16 protein-coding genes are annotated in these 17,182 nt (G+C 64.4%); 9 read left to right on the top strand and 7 right to left on the bottom strand.

Translation table 11 applies throughout. The annotated features are described in order from the left end of the window. Nucleotides 1-205 (bottom strand): hypothetical protein (locus Q7U29_RS25290; protein ID WP_304745948.1); only part of this gene is annotated, 205 nt, incomplete at its 3' end. Continuing rightward, nucleotides 202-855: an ABC transporter ATP-binding protein gene (locus Q7U29_RS25285; protein WP_304745959.1), complete on the bottom strand. Its 654-nt coding sequence runs from the start codon at nucleotides 853-855 to the stop codon at nucleotides 202-204. The genes Q7U29_RS25285 and Q7U29_RS25290, both read right to left, overlap by 4 nt. 254 nt (nucleotides 856-1,109) lie before the next feature. Here Q7U29_RS25285 and Q7U29_RS25280 point away from each other — a divergent pair, with 254 nt between their 5' ends. The 4 genes from Q7U29_RS25280 to Q7U29_RS25265 all read left to right on the top strand — a co-directional run bounded on the left by Q7U29_RS25280 (nucleotide 1,110) and on the right by Q7U29_RS25265 (nucleotide 5,383). After that, nucleotides 1,110-2,381, top strand: a complete 1,272-nt coding sequence (locus tag Q7U29_RS25280; protein ID WP_304745946.1) for an MFS transporter — start codon at nucleotides 1,110-1,112, stop codon at nucleotides 2,379-2,381. Nucleotides 2,382-2,634: 253 nt separating this feature from the next. Continuing rightward, a complete protein-coding gene (locus Q7U29_RS25275; protein WP_304745944.1) occupies nucleotides 2,635-3,651 on the top strand; it encodes an ABC transporter substrate-binding protein in 1,017 nt (338 codons plus the stop codon). A 132-nt stretch (nucleotides 3,652-3,783) separates the two neighbouring features. Further along, nucleotides 3,784-4,557: an ABC transporter ATP-binding protein gene (locus Q7U29_RS25270; RefSeq protein ID WP_304745942.1), complete on the top strand. Its 774-nt coding sequence runs from the start codon at nucleotides 3,784-3,786 to the stop codon at nucleotides 4,555-4,557. Continuing rightward, complete coding sequence (locus Q7U29_RS25265; RefSeq protein ID WP_304745941.1) at nucleotides 4,550-5,383, top strand: ABC transporter permease; 834 nt, start codon at nucleotides 4,550-4,552, stop codon at nucleotides 5,381-5,383. Before Q7U29_RS25270 ends, Q7U29_RS25265 begins: the two co-directional genes overlap by 8 nt. Before the next feature lie 130 nt (nucleotides 5,384-5,513). Here the strand turns inward: Q7U29_RS25265 and gtdA are convergent, their stop codons facing one another. Then, complete coding sequence (gene gtdA / locus Q7U29_RS25260) at nucleotides 5,514-6,554, bottom strand: gentisate 1,2-dioxygenase (protein WP_304745939.1); 1,041 nt, start codon at nucleotides 6,552-6,554, stop codon at nucleotides 5,514-5,516. Between the two features lie 121 nt (nucleotides 6,555-6,675). Between gtdA and maiA the strand changes: the two genes are divergently transcribed. Next, on the top strand, nucleotides 6,676-7,308 hold the full coding sequence (gene maiA, locus Q7U29_RS25255; protein ID WP_304745937.1) for a maleylacetoacetate isomerase: 633 nt from the start codon (nucleotides 6,676-6,678) through the stop codon (nucleotides 7,306-7,308). After that, complete coding sequence (locus Q7U29_RS25250; protein WP_304745935.1) at nucleotides 7,298-7,807, top strand: MarR family winged helix-turn-helix transcriptional regulator; 510 nt, start codon at nucleotides 7,298-7,300, stop codon at nucleotides 7,805-7,807. Before maiA ends, Q7U29_RS25250 begins: the two co-directional genes overlap by 11 nt. Before the next feature lie 203 nt (nucleotides 7,808-8,010). Here Q7U29_RS25250 and Q7U29_RS25245 read toward each other — a convergent pair whose 3' ends face one another. The 3 genes from Q7U29_RS25245 to Q7U29_RS25235 all read right to left on the bottom strand — a co-directional run bounded on the left by Q7U29_RS25245 (nucleotide 8,011) and on the right by Q7U29_RS25235 (nucleotide 11,186). Further along, nucleotides 8,011-9,624: a benzoate-CoA ligase family protein gene (locus Q7U29_RS25245; RefSeq protein ID WP_304745934.1), complete on the bottom strand. Its 1,614-nt coding sequence runs from the start codon at nucleotides 9,622-9,624 to the stop codon at nucleotides 8,011-8,013. Then, nucleotides 9,621-10,760: an FAD-dependent monooxygenase gene (locus tag Q7U29_RS25240; protein WP_304745932.1), complete on the bottom strand. Its 1,140-nt coding sequence runs from the start codon at nucleotides 10,758-10,760 to the stop codon at nucleotides 9,621-9,623. The genes Q7U29_RS25245 and Q7U29_RS25240 overlap by 4 nt, the downstream gene beginning before the upstream one ends. A 201-nt stretch (nucleotides 10,761-10,961) precedes the next feature. Continuing rightward, nucleotides 10,962-11,186, bottom strand: a complete 225-nt coding sequence (locus Q7U29_RS25235; protein WP_304745930.1) for a hypothetical protein — start codon at nucleotides 11,184-11,186, stop codon at nucleotides 10,962-10,964. A 113-nt stretch (nucleotides 11,187-11,299) separates the two neighbouring features. Between Q7U29_RS25235 and Q7U29_RS25230 the strand changes: the two genes are divergently transcribed. Further along, a complete protein-coding gene (locus Q7U29_RS25230) occupies nucleotides 11,300-11,656 on the top strand; it encodes a hypothetical protein (protein WP_304745928.1) in 357 nt (118 codons plus the stop codon). A gap of 95 nt (nucleotides 11,657-11,751) precedes the next feature. Here Q7U29_RS25230 and Q7U29_RS25225 read toward each other — a convergent pair whose 3' ends face one another. Further along, on the bottom strand, nucleotides 11,752-12,573 hold the full coding sequence (locus Q7U29_RS25225) for a cysteine rich repeat-containing protein (RefSeq protein WP_304745926.1): 822 nt from the start codon (nucleotides 12,571-12,573) through the stop codon (nucleotides 11,752-11,754). Nucleotides 12,574-12,862: 289 nt separating this feature from the next. Between Q7U29_RS25225 and Q7U29_RS25220 the strand changes: the two genes are divergently transcribed. Together Q7U29_RS25220 and Q7U29_RS25215 are read left to right on the top strand one after the other, a co-directional pair. After that, nucleotides 12,863-13,978 carry an efflux RND transporter periplasmic adaptor subunit gene (locus tag Q7U29_RS25220; RefSeq protein WP_304745924.1) on the top strand — a complete coding sequence of 372 codons (1,116 nt, stop codon included), beginning with the start codon at nucleotides 12,863-12,865 and terminating at the stop codon, nucleotides 13,976-13,978. A gap of 9 nt (nucleotides 13,979-13,987) precedes the next feature. After that, nucleotides 13,988-17,149 carry an efflux RND transporter permease subunit gene (locus tag Q7U29_RS25215; protein WP_304745922.1) on the top strand — a complete coding sequence of 1,054 codons (3,162 nt, stop codon included), beginning with the start codon at nucleotides 13,988-13,990 and terminating at the stop codon, nucleotides 17,147-17,149. The last annotated feature ends 33 nt before the right edge of the window (nucleotides 17,150-17,182 follow it).

Below are 17,182 nucleotides of genomic sequence, written 5' to 3'. Positions count from 1 at the left end.
CGCGGCCGACCAGCATGGCGGTGCGGGCGCCACCGAAAGTCGCGGCCGCGCGGTCGTAGCTGATGCGCGCCTGCGCGTTCAGCGCCTGCACGCCGCTCCACAGCGCGGTCGCGGAGATCAGGCCGATCAGCAGGGTCGCTAGCTGCATCGGGTGCCGCCGCCAGTGGCTGAGCAGAACCGCGAGAATCCACAGCGCGCGGTTCATGCGATCCGTCCGGCATGGAGATGGATCCGGCGGTCGAGCGTGGCGGCGAGCCGCTCGCTGTGCGTCACCATCAGGAAACCGCAGCCAGTGCGCGTCACCAGATCGCGGGTCAGCGCCAGCACGTCATCCGCGGTCGCCTCGTCGAGATTGCCGGTCGGTTCGTCGGCGAGCAGCAGCAGCGGTTTTGTCGCCAGCGCGCGGCCGATCGCCACGCGCTGCTGCTGGCCGCCCGACAATTGTTCGGGATAGCGCTTCAGCAGCGCGCCGAGCCCGAGCCGTTCCACCAGTTCGCCATGCCAGGCCGCGTCATGACGCCCGGCAATGCGCGACTGAAACACCAGATTGTCTTCCACGCTGAGACTCGGGATCAGGTTGAACTGCTGGAACACCAGCCCCAGCCGGTCGCGCCGCAATTCCGCACGGCCGGCATCGGAAAGCCCGGCGACGGCTGTATCGGCCAGGGTGATCTCGCCGCCATCGGCCGCATCCAGCCCGGCGATCAGGTGCAGCAGCGTGCTCTTGCCGCTGCCGGATTCGCCGGTCAACGCGACGCGCTCGCCCGCGGCGATATCGAGGTTGACGCCGCGCAGCACCGCGACCTGCTCGCCGGCCGAGCGATAGGTCTTGGTCAGGTTCCTGACGCTCAGCACGATGGGGTTGCCGGTTGCCATGCCAAGCGGACGCGATGCCTCTTTGAAAACCCTTTCGGGATTGCGGGAGTATACCAAGGCCGTAGCGGGAGATCACGGGATCAATCGTGGCGGCGACGCGATCGTGATGGGGGCGCCGGGACGTCGTGGCCGGTAATCCGTCCAGAAATGTCCAGTTGCATTGCGGCTTGCCCCGCGGGTAGCATCCGGCCAGGTCGACCAACAGGCCAGATGATCAAGACTCGGGGGAGCTCATGACCACGCAACCGACGCCCAAGGGCGCCTGGACCATCACGTTTCTCCTGTTTCTGTTCATGCTGGTCAATTTCGCCGACAAGATCGTGGTTGGCCTCGCCGGCGCGCCGATCATGGACGAGCTGAAGCTCAATCCCGAGCAATTCGGATTCCTCGGATCTTCGTTCTTCCTGCTGTTCTCGACCTCGGCAATCGTCGTCGGCTTCATCGTCAATCGCGTCGATACCCGCTGGGTGCTGCTGGCGATGGCGGTGGTTTGGTCGGTGGCCCAGTTCCCGATGGTCGGCACCGTCAGTTTCACCACGCTGGTGATCTGCCGGGTCATCCTCGGCGCCGGCGAGGGGCCGGCGTTCTCGGTGGCGGCGCATGCGATCTACAAATGGTTTCCCGACGAGAAGCGCACGCTGCCTACCGCGATCCTGTCGCAGGGCTCGGCGTTCGGCGTGATCCTCGCGGTGCCCGCACTGAACTGGATCATCGTCAATCACAGCTGGCATTACGCGTTCGGCGCGCTCGGCGTGGTCGGCCTGATGTGGGTGGTGGCGTGGCTGGCGATGGGCAAGGAAGGCCCGCTGGTGCAAACCGTGGCGATGGCCGCCGCCGATCCCCGCGTGCCGTATTTTCAGCTTCTGACCTCCCGCACCTTCATCGGCTGCTGCGCGGCGACCTTCGGCGCCTATTGGGCGCTGTCGCTCGGCCTGACCTGGTTCACCCCCTTCATCGTCAAGGGACTGGGTTTCCCGCAAAAGGAGGCGGGGCTGATTTCGGTACTGCCCTGGGTGTTCGGCGCCGTCATCGTGCTGCTGACGGGCTGGATCTCGCAGGTCATGCTGACGCGCGGATTCACCACCCGCGGCGCACGCGGCGTGCTCGGTTCGGTGCCGCTGATCGTCGGCGGATGCATCCTTGCGATCATGCCCTATGCCAGTGGCGCGGGCCTGCAGATCGCGCTGCTGGTGGTCGGCTCCGGACTATGCGGATCGATCTATGTCGTGTGTCCGCCGATGCTCGGCGAGTTCACGCCGGTGCAGCAGCGCGGCGCGGTGATCGCGATCTATGGTGCGATCTACACGCTGGCTGGCATCCTGGCCCCGTATGTGATGGGCAGCGTGATCCAGCACGCGGCAACGCCGATCGAGGGGTACATGACCGGCTTCACCATCAATGCCGTCATCATGGTCTCATCCGGATTGCTTGGCCTGCTGCTGCTGTGGCCGAATTCCGAGCGCGCGAGGCTGCTGGCCCAGGCGGCGCAGCCGAAATTCGCGTGAGCGGTATTGTCTTTCTGACCTCTCCCGCTTGCGGGGGTCGAGACGAGCGAAGCTCGCTCTTTGGTCGCGCGCGAAGCGCGCGGGTGGGGGAATGCATCCGCGAACTCGATGTGCGCGTACCGCCGAGAGAGCCCCCACCCCGACCCTCCCCCGCAAGCGCGGGAGAGGGGGCGCACTGCCATTGCCGAAACATCTTGCCAATGCTTCAACTTGGGTTGATCAGACTGCAACGATAAAGGACGGAGGAAACGGGATGACGGGATTTGCGCGGCTTGCCCTGGCGGGCCTGATGGCCTTGACGGCGGCGGTGGCCGCGTCTTCCGAGGGCCGTTGCCAGGAGCCATTGAAAGCCAAAATCGGCGTGCTCCGGCTGTCGTCGTCGGCGCCGGTGTTCATTGCGCAGGACAAGGGCTATTTCAGGGAGGCCGGGCTCGAGATCGAGCTAAAATTCTTCGATGCGGCACAACCGATCGCGGTGGCGACCGCTTCGGGCGATGTCGATTTCGGCGTCACCGCCTTCACCGCGGGGCTCTACAATCTCGCCGGCAAGGGCGCGCTGAAGGTGATCGGCGGCATGAGCCGCGAGAAGGCCGGCTATCCGCTGATCGGCTATTTCGCCAGCAATAATGCCTATGCTGGTGGCCTGAAGACACCGAAGGATCTCGCGGGCAAGCGCATCGCGGTGACGCAGACCGGCTCCAGCTTCCACTATTCGCTGGGGCTATTGGCCGACAAGTACAACTTCAAGCTCGGCGACATCAAGGTGCTGCCGATGCAGTCGCTGTCGAATGCCGCCGCCGCCCTGAAGGGCGAGACCGTCGACGCTGCGCTGTTGCCGGTCTCCACCGCGCGCAAATTGATCGACGATGGCGGCGCCAGGCTGCTGGGCTGGGTCGGCGACGAAACGCCGTGGCAGCTCGGCGCCGTGTTCGCCTCGCCGAAGGCGCTCGGCAACAAGCCGCTGGTGACGAAGCTGCTGGCGGCACTGGGGCGCGCCGACCGCGAATATCACGACGTGATCCTGGCCTCGATCAAGGACGGCAAGGCCGGCATCAACGACAAGACAAAACCGTTGCTCGAAATCATCGCCAAATACACCAATTTGCAGGTCGAGCAGGTGGTCGGCAACTGCGCCTATATCGATCCCGACGGCAAGCTCGACGTCAGGAACGTCGCCAACCAGATCGACTGGCTGCAGGAGCAGGGTTTTGTCGACAAGGGATTTTCGGTCGATGCGATCATCGCGAAGGAATTCGTGAAGGCGGATTGATGCGGGGCGACAACCTATTTCGTCATGGCCGGGCTTGACCCGGCCATCCACGTCTTTCTTGCTGTTGTGCCGTTAAGACGTGGATGCCCGGGTCAAGCCCGGGCAAGACGAGATCGTAAACCGGGATTCCAAATGGACCTGATATCAGACCATATCAGTCACCGCTTCGGCGCGCTCGAGGTGCTCGACGATGTGTCGTTCACCGTGCGCTCGGGCGAGGTAGTCGCGATCGTCGGTCCCTCCGGTTGCGGCAAGAGCACGCTGCTGTCGATCCTGGGCGGACTCCTGCAGTCGAGCTCGGGACGGGCGGAATGGCGCGGCGCGCCGCCGCCGGACAGCCGCAACCCGCTGACCTTCGTGTTCCAGGATTTCGCGCTGCTGCCATGGTGCACGGTGGCGGAGAATGTCGAATTCCCGCTGCTGCATGCGGGTCTTTCCGAGCATGAGCGCCGCGCGGTGGTGGAGGACGCGCTGCGCCGCACCAGCCTGTCGGATTTTTGCGGCGCGTATCCAAAGCAACTCTCGGGCGGGATGCGGCAGCGCGTCGGCATCGCCCGCGCGCTGGCGGTGCGGCCGGCGATCCTGCTGATGGACGAACCGCTGTCGGCGCTGGATTCGCAAACCCGCGAATTGCTGATGGAAGATTTTATCCGCCTGCTCGCCGACGGGTCGATGGGGGCGGTCTATGTCACCCATAATCTCGAGGAGGCGGTGCGGATCGCCGACCGCATCGTGGTGCTGTCGCGGCGGCCCGGACGCATCCGCCAGGTCGTCAGCATTCCCCTGAGCCGCAGCGAGCGCGGCGACATCCATGCCCGCGAACAATTGCTGGCGCTGCAAAGCGAGCTTTGGTCGCTGATCCGCGAACAGGCTGTCGAAGCCGAGCGCGAGGTCCAGCATGCTTGACCGCGCGCCAGCGAAGGCTTCGCCGCCGGACGATGCCTCCACCGAAGCGCGACCCGTCGTCTTTCGCGGCGCCGGGTTCGCGCCGAAGGCCGGCCGCTATTCCGGCTGGATCGCATTGGTGCTGGTGATCGGGCTGTGGCAACTGGCCGGCAGCGCCGGCTGGGTCAACCCGCTGTTTCTTCCGCCACCTACGGCGATCGGCCTTGCGATCTGGAAGCTCGCGATGTCGGGCGCGCTGTGGAATCACGTGTCGGCGTCGGTGGTGCGGATAGGGTCGGGGTGGATCCTCGGCACCATGGCCGGGGTCGCGGTCGGCTTCGCCATCGGGCTGTCGAGCCTCGCGCGCGGCGTCGGCATCACTTTCATCTCGGCGCTGTTTCCGATTCCGAAAATCGCGCTGCTGCCGCTGTTGATCCTGTGGCTCGGGATCGGCGAGGAGCCGAAGATCGCCACCATCGCGCTCGGGGTGTTCTTCTCCACCGCGATCTCGGTCTATAGCGGCGTCGATGCGGTGCCGCGCAACCTGATCCGGATGGCTCAGAGTTTCGGCGTGCCGTTCGCCTCGATCGTGCGCCGGGTGGTCTGGCCGGGCGCGCTGCCTTCGATCCTCGCCGGCTTCCGCATCTCTGCCTCGGTCGCGCTGCTGCTGGTGGTCAGCGCCGAAATGATCGGCGCCCAGTTCGGTATCGGCGCCTTCGTACTGCAGGCCGGCAATCTGATGCAGACCGATCAGTTGCTGGCGGGCGTCGTCGTCCTGTCGCTGTTCGGGCTCGCGGTGGGGAAGTTGATCAATTGGCTGGAGACGCGGTTGCTGCACTGGCGGTAGCCGTCGTCCCGGCCTTGAGCCGGGACCCATACCGCGTGATCTCTCGTTTAGTGAATCGTGTCAGACGCCTTCCGCAACCATTACCGCCGCGGAGTATGGGTCCCTGCGTTCGCAGGGACGACGATGGCTCTCACGCGTTCCCGCGGTCTTCCCGGAACAGATCCAGCTTCTGCTGCACCGGCCGATCCGAGAAACTGAACAGCACCGAATCCTGATCGGCTTCGTGGGTGACCCAGTGCCAGCTCGGCACCACGAACAGGTCGCGCGGACCCCATTCGAAGGTCTGATCGCCGATCCGGGTGCGGCCCTTGCCCTCGATCGCGGCGAACACGGTGGCGTCGGTCGAGCGATAGCGCGCGGTCTTGAATCCCCTGGGCAGCAGCTGAATGAACGTGCCGATGGTCGGCATCGCGAAATCGCCGGTCTCGGGATTGGAGAATCTCAGCTTCAAACCGTGGCAGGCATCCCACTCATTGCGGGCCTTGGCTTGCTCCAGCGCTTCGCGGGTGTGACTATAGGGATAGTTGAAGATCGGTGACGTCTTTGAAGTGCGCTTGCCGTCGACCGGAAGCAAATTGTGGCCGTAGCGGCCAAAGCTGTCGCCGGGGGGACGGGTGATCTTCTGCTGGTCTTCCGTGGAGTCCTCGGCGAAGGACGCGTCGAAGAACTGCACCATCGGAATGTCGAGGCCGTCGAGCCAGTACATCGGCTCGGACGTTTCGTTGGAATGGTCGTGCCAGGTCATCGACGGCGTAATGACGAAATCGCCGGGCTCCATCGCGCTGCGCTCGCCGTCGACGGCGGTAAAGGCGCCCTTGCCCTCCAGTACGAAACGCAGTGCCGACTGGCTGTGGCGGTGCGCGGGGGCCACGTCGCCCGGGATCACCATCTGCACGCCGGCAAACAGCGAGGTCGTGACTTTCGACTGGCCGCGCAGCCCGGGATTTTCCAGCACCAGCACCCGCCGCGTAGCTTCCCTGGCGGTGATCAGCCTGCCGGCTTCGGTCATGTAGTCGCGGATGGCGTCGAATTTCCACAGATGCGGCCGGCAGGCGCTCCTCGGCTCCGGCGTGATCAGGTCGCCCATCACGTTCCACAGCGCCGAGAGGTTTTCGCCGTCGATCTTCTTGTAGAACGCCTCGCGTTCCGGCGTCTTCTGTACGGCTTCCATGACGGGCCTCCCGCGGCTCTCTTGACGTGGTTCTCGTTGTCTCGATTGACAGCATACTTACAATATGGATAGCGTCAACGACGCACTGCAACCGACAAGAAGACTTCAGGGGAGGTTCGTCATGAAGCTGCACGGCTATTTCCGCAGCAGCGCGTCCTACCGGGTCAGAATCGCGTTGAATCTGAAGGGGCTGGAAGCCGATCACCTGTCGCACCACCTTCGCAAGGGCGAGCAGCGCGATCCCGCTTTTCTCGCTCTGAACCCGCAGGGGCTGGTCCCCGCGCTGCAGGACGATACCGGCGCGGTGCTGACCCAGTCGCTCGCCATCATCGAATGGCTGGAGGAAACCCGGCCCCAGCCGGCATTGCTGCCGAAAGATCCGCTGCGCCGCGCCAGGGTGCGCGCCTTCGCGCAGGCCGTGGCCTGCGATACCCACCCGGTGCAAAATCTGAAGGTGCTGGCGCGGCTGCGCGAACTCGGCCTGCCTGAGGAGCAGGTGACGGGCTGGGCGGCGTGGGCCAACCGCGAGGGCCTGGCTGCCTGCGAAGCCCTGATCGCCAATGAGCCCGGCCCGTTCTGCTTCGGCGAAGCGCCGACCATCGCCGATCTCTGTCTGGTGCCTCAGCTCTTCAACGCGCGCCGCTTCGGCGTCGACGTCTCGGCCTATCCGCGCCTCTTGAAGGCTGAAGCGGCGGCCCAGGCCATGAAGGCGTTCACGGACGCCGCCCCGGACAAGCAAGCCGATGCCGAGTAAACCGGATCCGATCACGATGGACGCGGTCTACACCGCGCCCGGCTATTTGTTCCGCCGGATGCAGCAGATCGCGGTGGCGATCTTCGTCGAGGAGTGCAAGGCATACGACCTGACGCCGGTGCAATATGCCTCGCTGGTTTCGATCCGCACCCATCCCGGCATCGATGCCACGAGGCTTTCCGCCGTCATCGCGTTCGACCGCTCCACGCTCGGCAGCGTGATCGAGCGGCTGGAGGCCAAGGCCTATATCGAGCGCAAGCCCTCGCCCGGAGACAAGCGAACCAAGCTCTTGTATCTGACCAAGTCCGGCGCCGCGCTGCTGCGCGATATAATCCCGTCGGTCGAGCGCGCCCAGGCACGGATACTGCAGCCGCTGAAACCGGCCGACCGCAAAACGCTGATGGCGCTGTTGACGCAGCTGGTCGATCTCAACAACGAGGCGTCGCGGGTGCCGCTGCGCGCCGAGGGCGCGCTGGAGCATCTGGGGAAGTCAGGCTGATGGCAGCTGCGGCCTTGCCGCGGCAGTAAATACTTCCTCGTCGTCCCTGCCTAGTGCGCAATTGCGCACGGGGCGCAGGGACCCATAGCCACCGCACTTTGTATTGTGCGACGGTGTCGAACAGTGTTTTTTAACGATGGGCCGCGGCGTATGGGTTCCCGCGTTCGCGGGGACGACAGCGAGTGTGTGGAGGCGTACGCGGGCTACGCCTTCAACAACGCCTGCCGATCGATCTTCCCCGTGCCGGTCTTCGGCAACTCGTCGAGGAAGCGCACTTCGCGCGGATATTTGTAGGGCAGCAGTTTCGCCTTGACGAAATCCTGAAGTAACTTCGTCGTCTCCGCCGCATCGAACCCACGGTCATTCATCGCCACCACCGCCTTCAGCGTCATGCGCCGGTCCGGCAGTTCCACGGCGAACACCGCGCATTCGCGCACGGCGGGATGCTCGGCGAGGCAGAGCTCGACTTCGAGCGGGTAGACCCATTGTCCGGAGATTTTGATGAGGTCGTCGGCGCGGCCGCGGAAGAAGTGGAAGCCGTCGGCGTCCCTGACAAAGCGGTCGCCGGTGTAAATCCAGCCACCCTCGCGGATGGTCTCGGCCGATTTGTCCGGCCGGTTCCAGTACAGCGGCGTGTTGGAATCGCCGCGCACCCACAGGATGCCCTCCTCGTTGTCGCCGACGTGGCGGCCGTCCTTGTCCTTCAGCTCGATTTCATAGCCGGGGACGCGCAGGCCGGCGGCGCCGGGTTTTTTCTGCTCCGGACGATTGGAGAGATAAATATGCAGCGCCTCGGTCGATCCCAGCCCTTCGACGATTTCGAGGCCGGTCAGCGCCTTCCAGCCGTTGAACACCTCGGCGGAAAGTACTTCGGCGGCGGACAGCGCCATCCGCAGCGAGGAGAAATCCGTGGCCGCCGCATTGTCGGCTTTTGTCAGCGACGTGTAGAGCGTCGGCAATCCGAAGAACACCGAGGGCCGGAAACGTTCGATCGCGGCAAAGATCGAGGCCGGCCTGGGCTGACCCGGCAGCAGCAGTGTTGTGGCGCCCGCCGCGAACGGGAAGGTGATCGAATTGCCAAAGCCGTAGGCGAAGAAGATCTTTGGTACCGAGAAACAGATGTCGCCGGGCGCAAGCTTCAGCACGTTGCGGGCGAACGCAGCCTCGCTATAGGCCATGTCGTGCTGCAGATGGACGATGCCCTTGGGACGCCCGGTGGAGCCCGACGAATACATCCAGAGCGCCATCTCGTTACGGCCGGTGTCGGCTTCCGCGAGCTCGGTGGGAAACGCCGGCAGCCAGTTCTCGGCGATGATGGTATTCGCCACGGCGTGAGCGGGTGCTGCGCCATTGACCACGATCAGCGTGCGCAGCGCCGTTTCCTTGCAGGCTCCGGCATCGAAGCGCGAACCATATTCGGCATCGGCGACCGCCACGGTGGCGCCGGAATCCGCCAGATAGAACTGCAGCAGGTCCGGTGGCGTCAGCGTGTTGATCAAGAGCGGCACGAAGCCGGATCGCACCGCGCCGAAAAACGCCGCTGGATAGACCGGCGTATCGTCGAGGAACATCAGGATGCGGTCGCCGCGTTGCAGTCCGAGCGACATAAAACCGTGGCCCCAGCGGCAGGCTTCGGCGCAGAGCTCGGCATAGCTGCGCGTCCCCAGCGGGCCGATCAGCGCGGGGTGGTCGCCGCGGCCTTTCGCAAGGTTGTCGAACAGGATGCGGCTGGCGTTATAGGTCTGCGGAATCGCAAAGCCGATTTCCCGCGCGCCGGGGCTGTCCGATGGCACCTGGTCGGCGATTTCGCGTGTCATCGGCTGGCCTCGTGCTGCCTTGATGCCTCGTAACGCGCCATGAAGGCCGGCGACATCGCGCGCAGCCTGATATCGTCGATCCGGCCGGAGCGGGTGATGTAGCAGTAGGCAAAATCCATCAGGCCGAGCTGCATATGCTCGGGGAATTTCTCGTACCAGTCGGCGCTGGTTCGCGCCGCCTTCACCAGCTTTTGCACGATCGGCTTGCGCTCGCTCTGGTAACGTTCGAGCGCTGCTGGAATGTCCGTCACCGCTTCCATCGCCTTGACCAGCGCGATCGCGTCCTCGATCGCAAGCCGTGTGCCCGATCCGATCGAGAAATGCGCGGAATGCAGCGCATCGCCGATCAGCACCATATTCCCGAACGACCAGCGCTCGTTCCAGATCCACGGGAAATTGCGCCACACCGATTTGTTCGACACCAGCCTGTGGCCGTCCAGCGTGGAGGCAAATACCTGTTCGCAGATCGCCTGCGACTGCTCGATGGTCTTGTCGGCAAAGCCGTAACGCTGCCAGGTCGCGGAATCGCATTCGACCAGGAACGTACTCATGTCGGGTGCGTAGCGGTAATGGTGCGCATTGAACGCGCCGAGCCCGGTCTGCACGAAGGTCTGCGACAGCGTCTCGAAGCGTTTCGAGGTGCCGTACCAGGCGAATTTGTTGGTGGAATGCGATACCGATGCGCCGAATTCGGTTTCGAAGCTGCGGCGCACCAGCGAGTTCAGGCCGTCGGCGGCGACAATCAGGTCGTAACCATCAAGCTCATCCACCGACCGGATCGTCGTGTCGTAACGCGGCTCGACGCCGACCGCGCGGACGCGCGCCTGCAGGATTTTCAGGAGATCGAGCCGGCCGATCGACGAGAAGCCGACGCCGTCGATCTCAACGCTTTCGCCGCGTAGATTCAGCGTGATGTTCTTCCAGCTCTCCATCCGCGGCGCGATCGCGTCCACGGTGTCGGGATCGTCGGCGCGCAGGAATTCGAGCGCCTGCTCGGAGAACACCACGCCGAAGCCCCAGGTGGCGCCGGCCGGATTCTGCTCGAACAGATCGATCTGCGCCTCGGGGTGACGCTTCTTCCAGAGATAGGCGAAGTAGAGACCTCCAGGGCCTCCGCCGATCACGGCGATACGCAAGCTCGATCCCTCCCTAATCGACAGTATACTTACAATTTGGCGGGCACCCTACCGCTCGCCGGTCAGCGACGCTACCGAAAATATCGGTCAGGACCGGGCCGGCGTCAGGTGCAGCGGCGCACCGCATTCGCGTCGACCCCAGAGCGAGCTTCGCTCGTCTCGACCCCCTCCAGGGGACGGTAAGGGCAAACCGAACGCCGGCTATTTCTTCTCCGCAGCGGTCAAAACTTTCTTGCAGGCCGGCGTGATCTTGTCGCTCTCCTTGGCGAGGCAAGCGATGATCCGTCCGCCGCCGGGTGCTACGCCTTTGCAGTATTTCTCATAATCGCCCATGCAGGCGCTGCGTTGCTCGGCGGTCAGCTCCTGGGCAAAGGCCGCTTGCGAGGCACAGAGCAGGGCGGCGGTCATCAGCATCGTGCGTAGCATGGGTCGTTTCCTTTCTTGCGTCGGTGATCACGGGTTTTCGCTGGCTTGCTTCCGGGCCGTGGACCCGCTGTATTGAGGCTTTGAAACCATCGCCGGTCCATCAAGGAGAATCCATGGCGGATATCAGAAACAGGTGGCTTGCGTTCTATTCCGGACATATGGAGCAGGCTTCCAAGGAAATATTTTCGCACGTCGAAAAGGTGATCATCGGCACCTTGATCGTTTCGGCGGGAGCGCATGTCTCGAGTGCCGATCCCGCGATCGAGCTGTTCGGCTATTTGCGTCACAGCCTGGTCGGCCGCGGCGTCGAATTGTTTGGCGTCATTCTTCTGGTGCTGAATTTCATCGACGGCCTCTACAAGCTGGCAAGGCTGGACTGGCATTTGGCCTACCAGATCGCCATGACGCTTCTTTACGTTGCGCTGTCGGTCCGGCTGATCCAGTTGATCCTCGCGTTCCGCACCGAATAGCCTTGGAAATAGGCATGGGAATAGCCTTGGGAACAATCTTGGGAACAGTCTTGGGCCTGCTTGATCCGGCAGGCCGAAGGCCGCGTCATTTCGGTTTACTGCACCGCGAACTGGGCCAGCACGTCCTTGCACGCCGGCGAAATCGAACCCGCCCGCGTCGCCAGACATTGCATGATCCGGCCGCCGCCGGGCGCTACGCCGCCGCACAGCGTGCGAACGTCGCCGCTGCATGCCGACCTCAGGACGAACAATTCTTCGCGCGGCCGCATCGGCCGCAACACGATGACCGCGGGCGCGGCGGCGGGGGCTGCTGCAGCCGTGCCACCGGCGGCAGGCGCCGTACCGCCGGCTGCAGGTGCTGCACCGCTGGGGGCGTTGACGGCTTGCGCGCAGGGCGCCGAAACCTTCGCCTTGTTTTTTTCCAGGCATTGCAGTGCCGGAGCGCCTCCGGTCGGCACACCGGCGCAGACCTTCTGATAGTCGGAGCGGCAGGCACTGCGGATCGCGGTAACCTGTGCATCGGTCGGCTTGTTGGCGGTCGTGCTTGCCGCTGCTTTCGGGGCCGCCGGCGCCGCGGTTGCGGGCTTCGCAGTTGCCGCAGCGGGCGCGGCAGCCGGAGCAGATCCGGCCTTCGGTGCGGCTGATGGCGCCGTCTCCGCCTTGGGTGCCGCCGCGGGTTCAACCGCGCGCACCGCGCTCTGGCAGCCGGATGAGAGGCTCGACATGTTTTTCTGCAGGCACTGCAGCGAGGCCTCGCCGCCCGGCGGCACGCTGGCGCAATGGGCCTGATAGTCGGCACGGCATGCGGACCGGATGGCGTTGCGCTGGGCGTCGGTGGGCGCTTGCGAATGGGCCGGTGTCGCCACCATGAATATGGCGGTTACGAGCAGCGCCGCATGTTTTAACGTGTTGATCATTTTAGGAAATCCCTATGCGTTGTCGGGCCAGCCGCCGCTGCAATGAAAGTGAGATTCGGAATGGATCGAACGAAGAAATTCGGAGGCCCGCATCATTTTCGGTTTCGGGTTCCACTGCAAGAGGATTGTTGCTATTCATGAGTGACGAAATTTTTTCTTCCAACCGAATATTTCCAGAACCAAACACAATTGGGGCACAGCAATAATGCCGACGCATCCGCCAACATGCACCGGTCGGGCAGGCAATTTGCGGCGCGGAGTCACCAGCGCCTCTCGTATTGCTTTCGTCATGTCTGCGTTCGCCGTTTTAAGTGCCTGCGAACAGAATGCTTTTGTGCCGCCGCCGCCGCCGAAGGTGGAGGTCGCACCGCCGACACAGCGCGCCATCACGCGCTACCTCGAAGCCACCGGCAACACCGCGCCGATCAAGAGCGTCGATCTCGTCGCGCGGGTACAGGGCGTGTTGCAGTCGATCGATTACAAGGACGGCACCCTGGTGAAGGCGGGCACCACGCTGTTCACGATCGAGCCCGAGACCTACAAGCTGAAACTGGAGCAGGCGCAGGCCGCCGAGGCGGGTACGCAGGCGTCGGTGAAGCAGGCGGAAGCCGACTTCAAGCGTCAGTCGGATCTGGTGCAGAGGCAGGTGGTGTCGCAGGCGACGATGGATAATTCGACGTCCGCGCGCGACAACGCCCAGGCCAATCTGCAGCAGGCCCAGGTCAACACCAGGATCGCGGCGGTCAATTACGGCTATACCAATGTCGCGGCCCCGTTCGACGGCGTCGTCAGCGCGCATCTGGTCTCGGTCGGCCAATTGGTCGGCGCATCGTCGCCGACCCAGCTTGCGACCATCGTGGCGCTCGACCCGCTCTATGTGAACTTCAACGTCAATGAACAGGACGTGCTGAAGATCCGGGCCGAGGCCCGGCGCCGCGGCATGACGCCGAGCGATCTCGAGCAACTGCCGGTCGAGGTCGGGCTGCAGACCGAGAGCGGTTATCCGCACAAGGGCAAGCTCGACTATGCGGCGCCGACGGTCAACCAGTCGACTGGAACGCTGGCGGTGCGCGGCGTGCTGCCCAATCCTGATCGGGTCCTGCTGCCCGGATATTTCGTTCGCGTCCGCGTTCCCGTCGAGCAACAGGCAAGCGCCTTGCTGGTGCCCGACGTGGCGCTGGGCAGCGATCAGGCCGGCCGCTACGTGCTGGTGGTGAACAGCGACAGTATCGTCGAGCAGCGCAAGGTGGTGGCCGGTCCGCTGGACGGTGACCTGCGCGTGATCGAAAGCGGCCTGAAGCCGGACGACCGTGTCGTGACCGCCGGACTGCTGCGCGCGATCCCCGGCCAGAAGGTCGATCCGCAGCCGCAGAAGAACCAGGCACCGCCGGCATCGGCCAAATAGGACCGGTCCATGATTTCGAAATTCTTCATCGAGCGGCCGGTCCTCTCCAACGTCATCGCGATCCTGATGATCCTGATCGGCGGCGTCTGCCTGTTTCGCCTTGCGGTGGCGCAGTATCCCGACGTGGTGCCGCCGACGGTGCAGGTGACGACGCGCTATCCCGGCGCCAGCGCCAAAACCGTGATCGATACCGTGGCGCTGCCGATCGAGCAGCAGGTCAACGGCGTCGAGGACATGCTCTACATGCAGTCCTACAGCGGCGCCGACGGCACCTATTCGCTGACGGTGACGTTCAAGATCGGCACCGATCTCAATTTCGCGCAGGTGTTGGTACAGAACCGGGTGTCGAGCGCGCTGTCGCAACTGCCGCAGGCGGTGCAGAACCAGGGCGTCACGGTGGCGAAGCGGTCGACCGCGATCCTGCTGTTCGTGACGCTGACCTCGCCGAACGCGACCTATGACAGCCTGTTCCTCTCCAACTACGCCACCATCAACATCAGGGACGAGCTGTCACGGCTACCAGGGGTAGGCAACGTCACGGTGTTCGGCGCCGGCCAGTATTCGATGCGGGTCTGGCTCGACCCCAACAAGCTGCAGGTGCGCGGGCTGATGCCGCAGGACGTCATCCAGGCGATCCAGCAGCAGAGCCAGCAGGTCACCGCGGGCCAGGTCGGCGCGCCGCCGGTGCCATCAGGGCAGGCGTTCCAGTACACGCTGAATGTCAGCGGCCGGCTTGATGACGTCAGCGAATTCGAAAGCGTGATCGTCAAGACCGGTACCAGCGGCGACGTCACCCGCGTGCGCGACGTGGGCTGGGTCGAATTGGGCGCGCAGACCTACAGCCAGGTGTTCTCGCTCAACAACAAGCCTTCGGTCGGCATCGGCGTGTTCCAGTCGCCCGGCGCCAACGCGCTCGAGGTCGAGAAGGCGGTCGAGGCGAAGATGGCGGTGCTGGCGAAGGCATTCCCGCAGGACATCAAATACGACACGCCGTTCGACACCACCAAGTTCGTCGCGGAATCCATCAAGGAAGTCTACAAGACGCTGATCGAGGCGGGCTTGCTGGTGCTGGTCGTGATCCTCATCTTCCTGCAGGACTGGCGCGCGATGCTGGTGCCGGCCACGACCGTGCCGGTGACCATCATCGGCGCCTTCGCGGCGATGGCCGCACTCGGCTTTACCGTCAACATCTCGACGCTGTTTGCGATCGTGCTCGCGATCGGCATCGTGGTCGACGATGCCATCGTCGTGGTCGAAGGCGCTGCCCACAATATCGAGAAGGGCATGTCCGGCCATGACGCCGCGATCGCGGCGATGGATGCCTTGTTCGCGCCGATCGTCGGCATCACGCTGGTGCTGATCTCGGTGTTTCTGCCGGCGGCCTTCCTGCCGGGCCTGACCGGCAAGATGTATTCGCAATTCGCGCTGGTGATCGCCGCCACCGCGCTGCTCAGCGCCGTCAACGCCGCCACGCTGAAGCCGACGCAATGCGCGCTGTGGCTGCGCCGGCCGGTGCCGCCGGAACAACGCAACTGGTTCTATCGCGGCTTCAATGCGGTCTACGACCGTGTCGAGCGCGGCTATGCCGGGCTGATCGGCCGGCTGGTCGCGCACAGCGGCGTGTCGGTGATCGCAGCATTGATCCTGATCGGCATCGCCGGCTGGGGCCTGTCGCGGGTGCCGACCGGCTTCATTCCGATCGAGGATCAGGGCTATCTGCTGGTCGCGGTGCAGTTGCCCGATGGCGCCTCGCTCGGCCGGACCCAGAATGTGATGAAGCAGGTCAGCGACCTCGCCGGCAACACGCCCGGCGTCGATCAGGTGATCACCATCGCCGGCATCTCGGCGCTCGACAATTCGTCCAGCCTCGCCAATGCCGGCGTCGCCTATCTGATCCTGAAGGAGTGGAGCGCGCGCGGCCCGGGCCAGGACCTGCGGTCGCTGTTCGTCGGCTTGAACGAGAAGATGTCGGCGATCCCGGAAGCGCGGATTCTGGTGGTGCCGCCGCCGCCGATCCAGGGCATCGGCAATGCCGCCGGCTTTGCCATGCAGGTTCAGCTGCGCGACGGCAATGCCGATTTCGGCAAGCTGCAGGCGATCGCCGGCGCCATCGTCTCGAATGGCCAGTCGCAAAGCGCGCTGCAGCGCGTCAGTTCGTCGTTCCGTTCGATGGTGCCGCAGTTCGACGTCGAGGTGGACCGGGTCAAGACCCAGACCCTGCATGTCACCACGGATCAGATCTTCTCGACGCTGTCGTCCTATATGGGTTCGAGCTTCGTCAACCAGTTCAACAAGTTCGGCCGCACCTTCCAGGTCTACGCCCAGGCGGATTCGCAGTTTCGCCTGACCCCGCGCGACATCGAAAAGCTGATGGTGCGCAACTCGCAGGGCGACATGATCCCGCTCGGCACCGTGGCGAAGATCACCCCGGCGGTCGGCCCGTCGCTGATCAGCCTGTACAATCTCTATCCGTCCGCGACGGTGATCGGCCTGCCGGCCACCGGCTACAGCTCGGGCCAGTCGATGGCGCTGATGGAGGAGATCGCCGCCAAGACCCTGCCGCCGGGCACCGGCTATGAATGGACCGCGATGTCGTACCAGGAGAAGGTTGTCGGCGGCCAGATCTACTGGGCGTTCGGCCTGGCCTTGCTGCTGGTGTACCTGGTGCTGGCCGGACAGTATGAAAGCTGGTACGCGCCGATCTCGGTGATCCTGGCGGTGCCGCTCTCGCTGCTCGGTCCGATGGCGGTGCTGACGGGATTGCGGATCGAGAACAATCTCTACACCCAGATCGGCATCATCCTGTTGATCGCGCTGTCGGCCAAGAACGCCATCCTGATCGTCGAGGTGGCGCTGGAGCTGCATGTGCGCGACCGCAAACCCCTGATGCAATCCGCGATCGAGGCGGCGCGGGCGCGGTTCCGTCCGATCCTGATGACCTCGTTTGCCTTCATCCTCGGCGTGGTGCCGCTGGTGCTGGCGACCGGCGCCGGCGCCAGCGCCCGCAAGTCGATCGGCATCACGGTTTTTTCAGGCATGATCGCCTCGACCTGCCTCGCCGTGCTGTTCGTGCCGACGTTCTTCGTCGTGGTGCAGCGGTTCGAGAACTGGCTGGCGGGAAGAAAGAGCGAAGCGCCGGCGCCGCAAACGGTGCCAAGTGTGACGCATTAGCGATCAACTCTTCCGTCGTCCCGGACAAGCGAG

This window comes from Bradyrhizobium sp. (assembly GCF_030654605.1).
GTDB lineage: Bacteria > Pseudomonadota > Alphaproteobacteria > Rhizobiales > Xanthobacteraceae > Bradyrhizobium.
The sequence above is the reverse complement of the archived record's forward strand: the minus strand, read 5'-3'. Positions and strand labels throughout refer to the sequence as shown.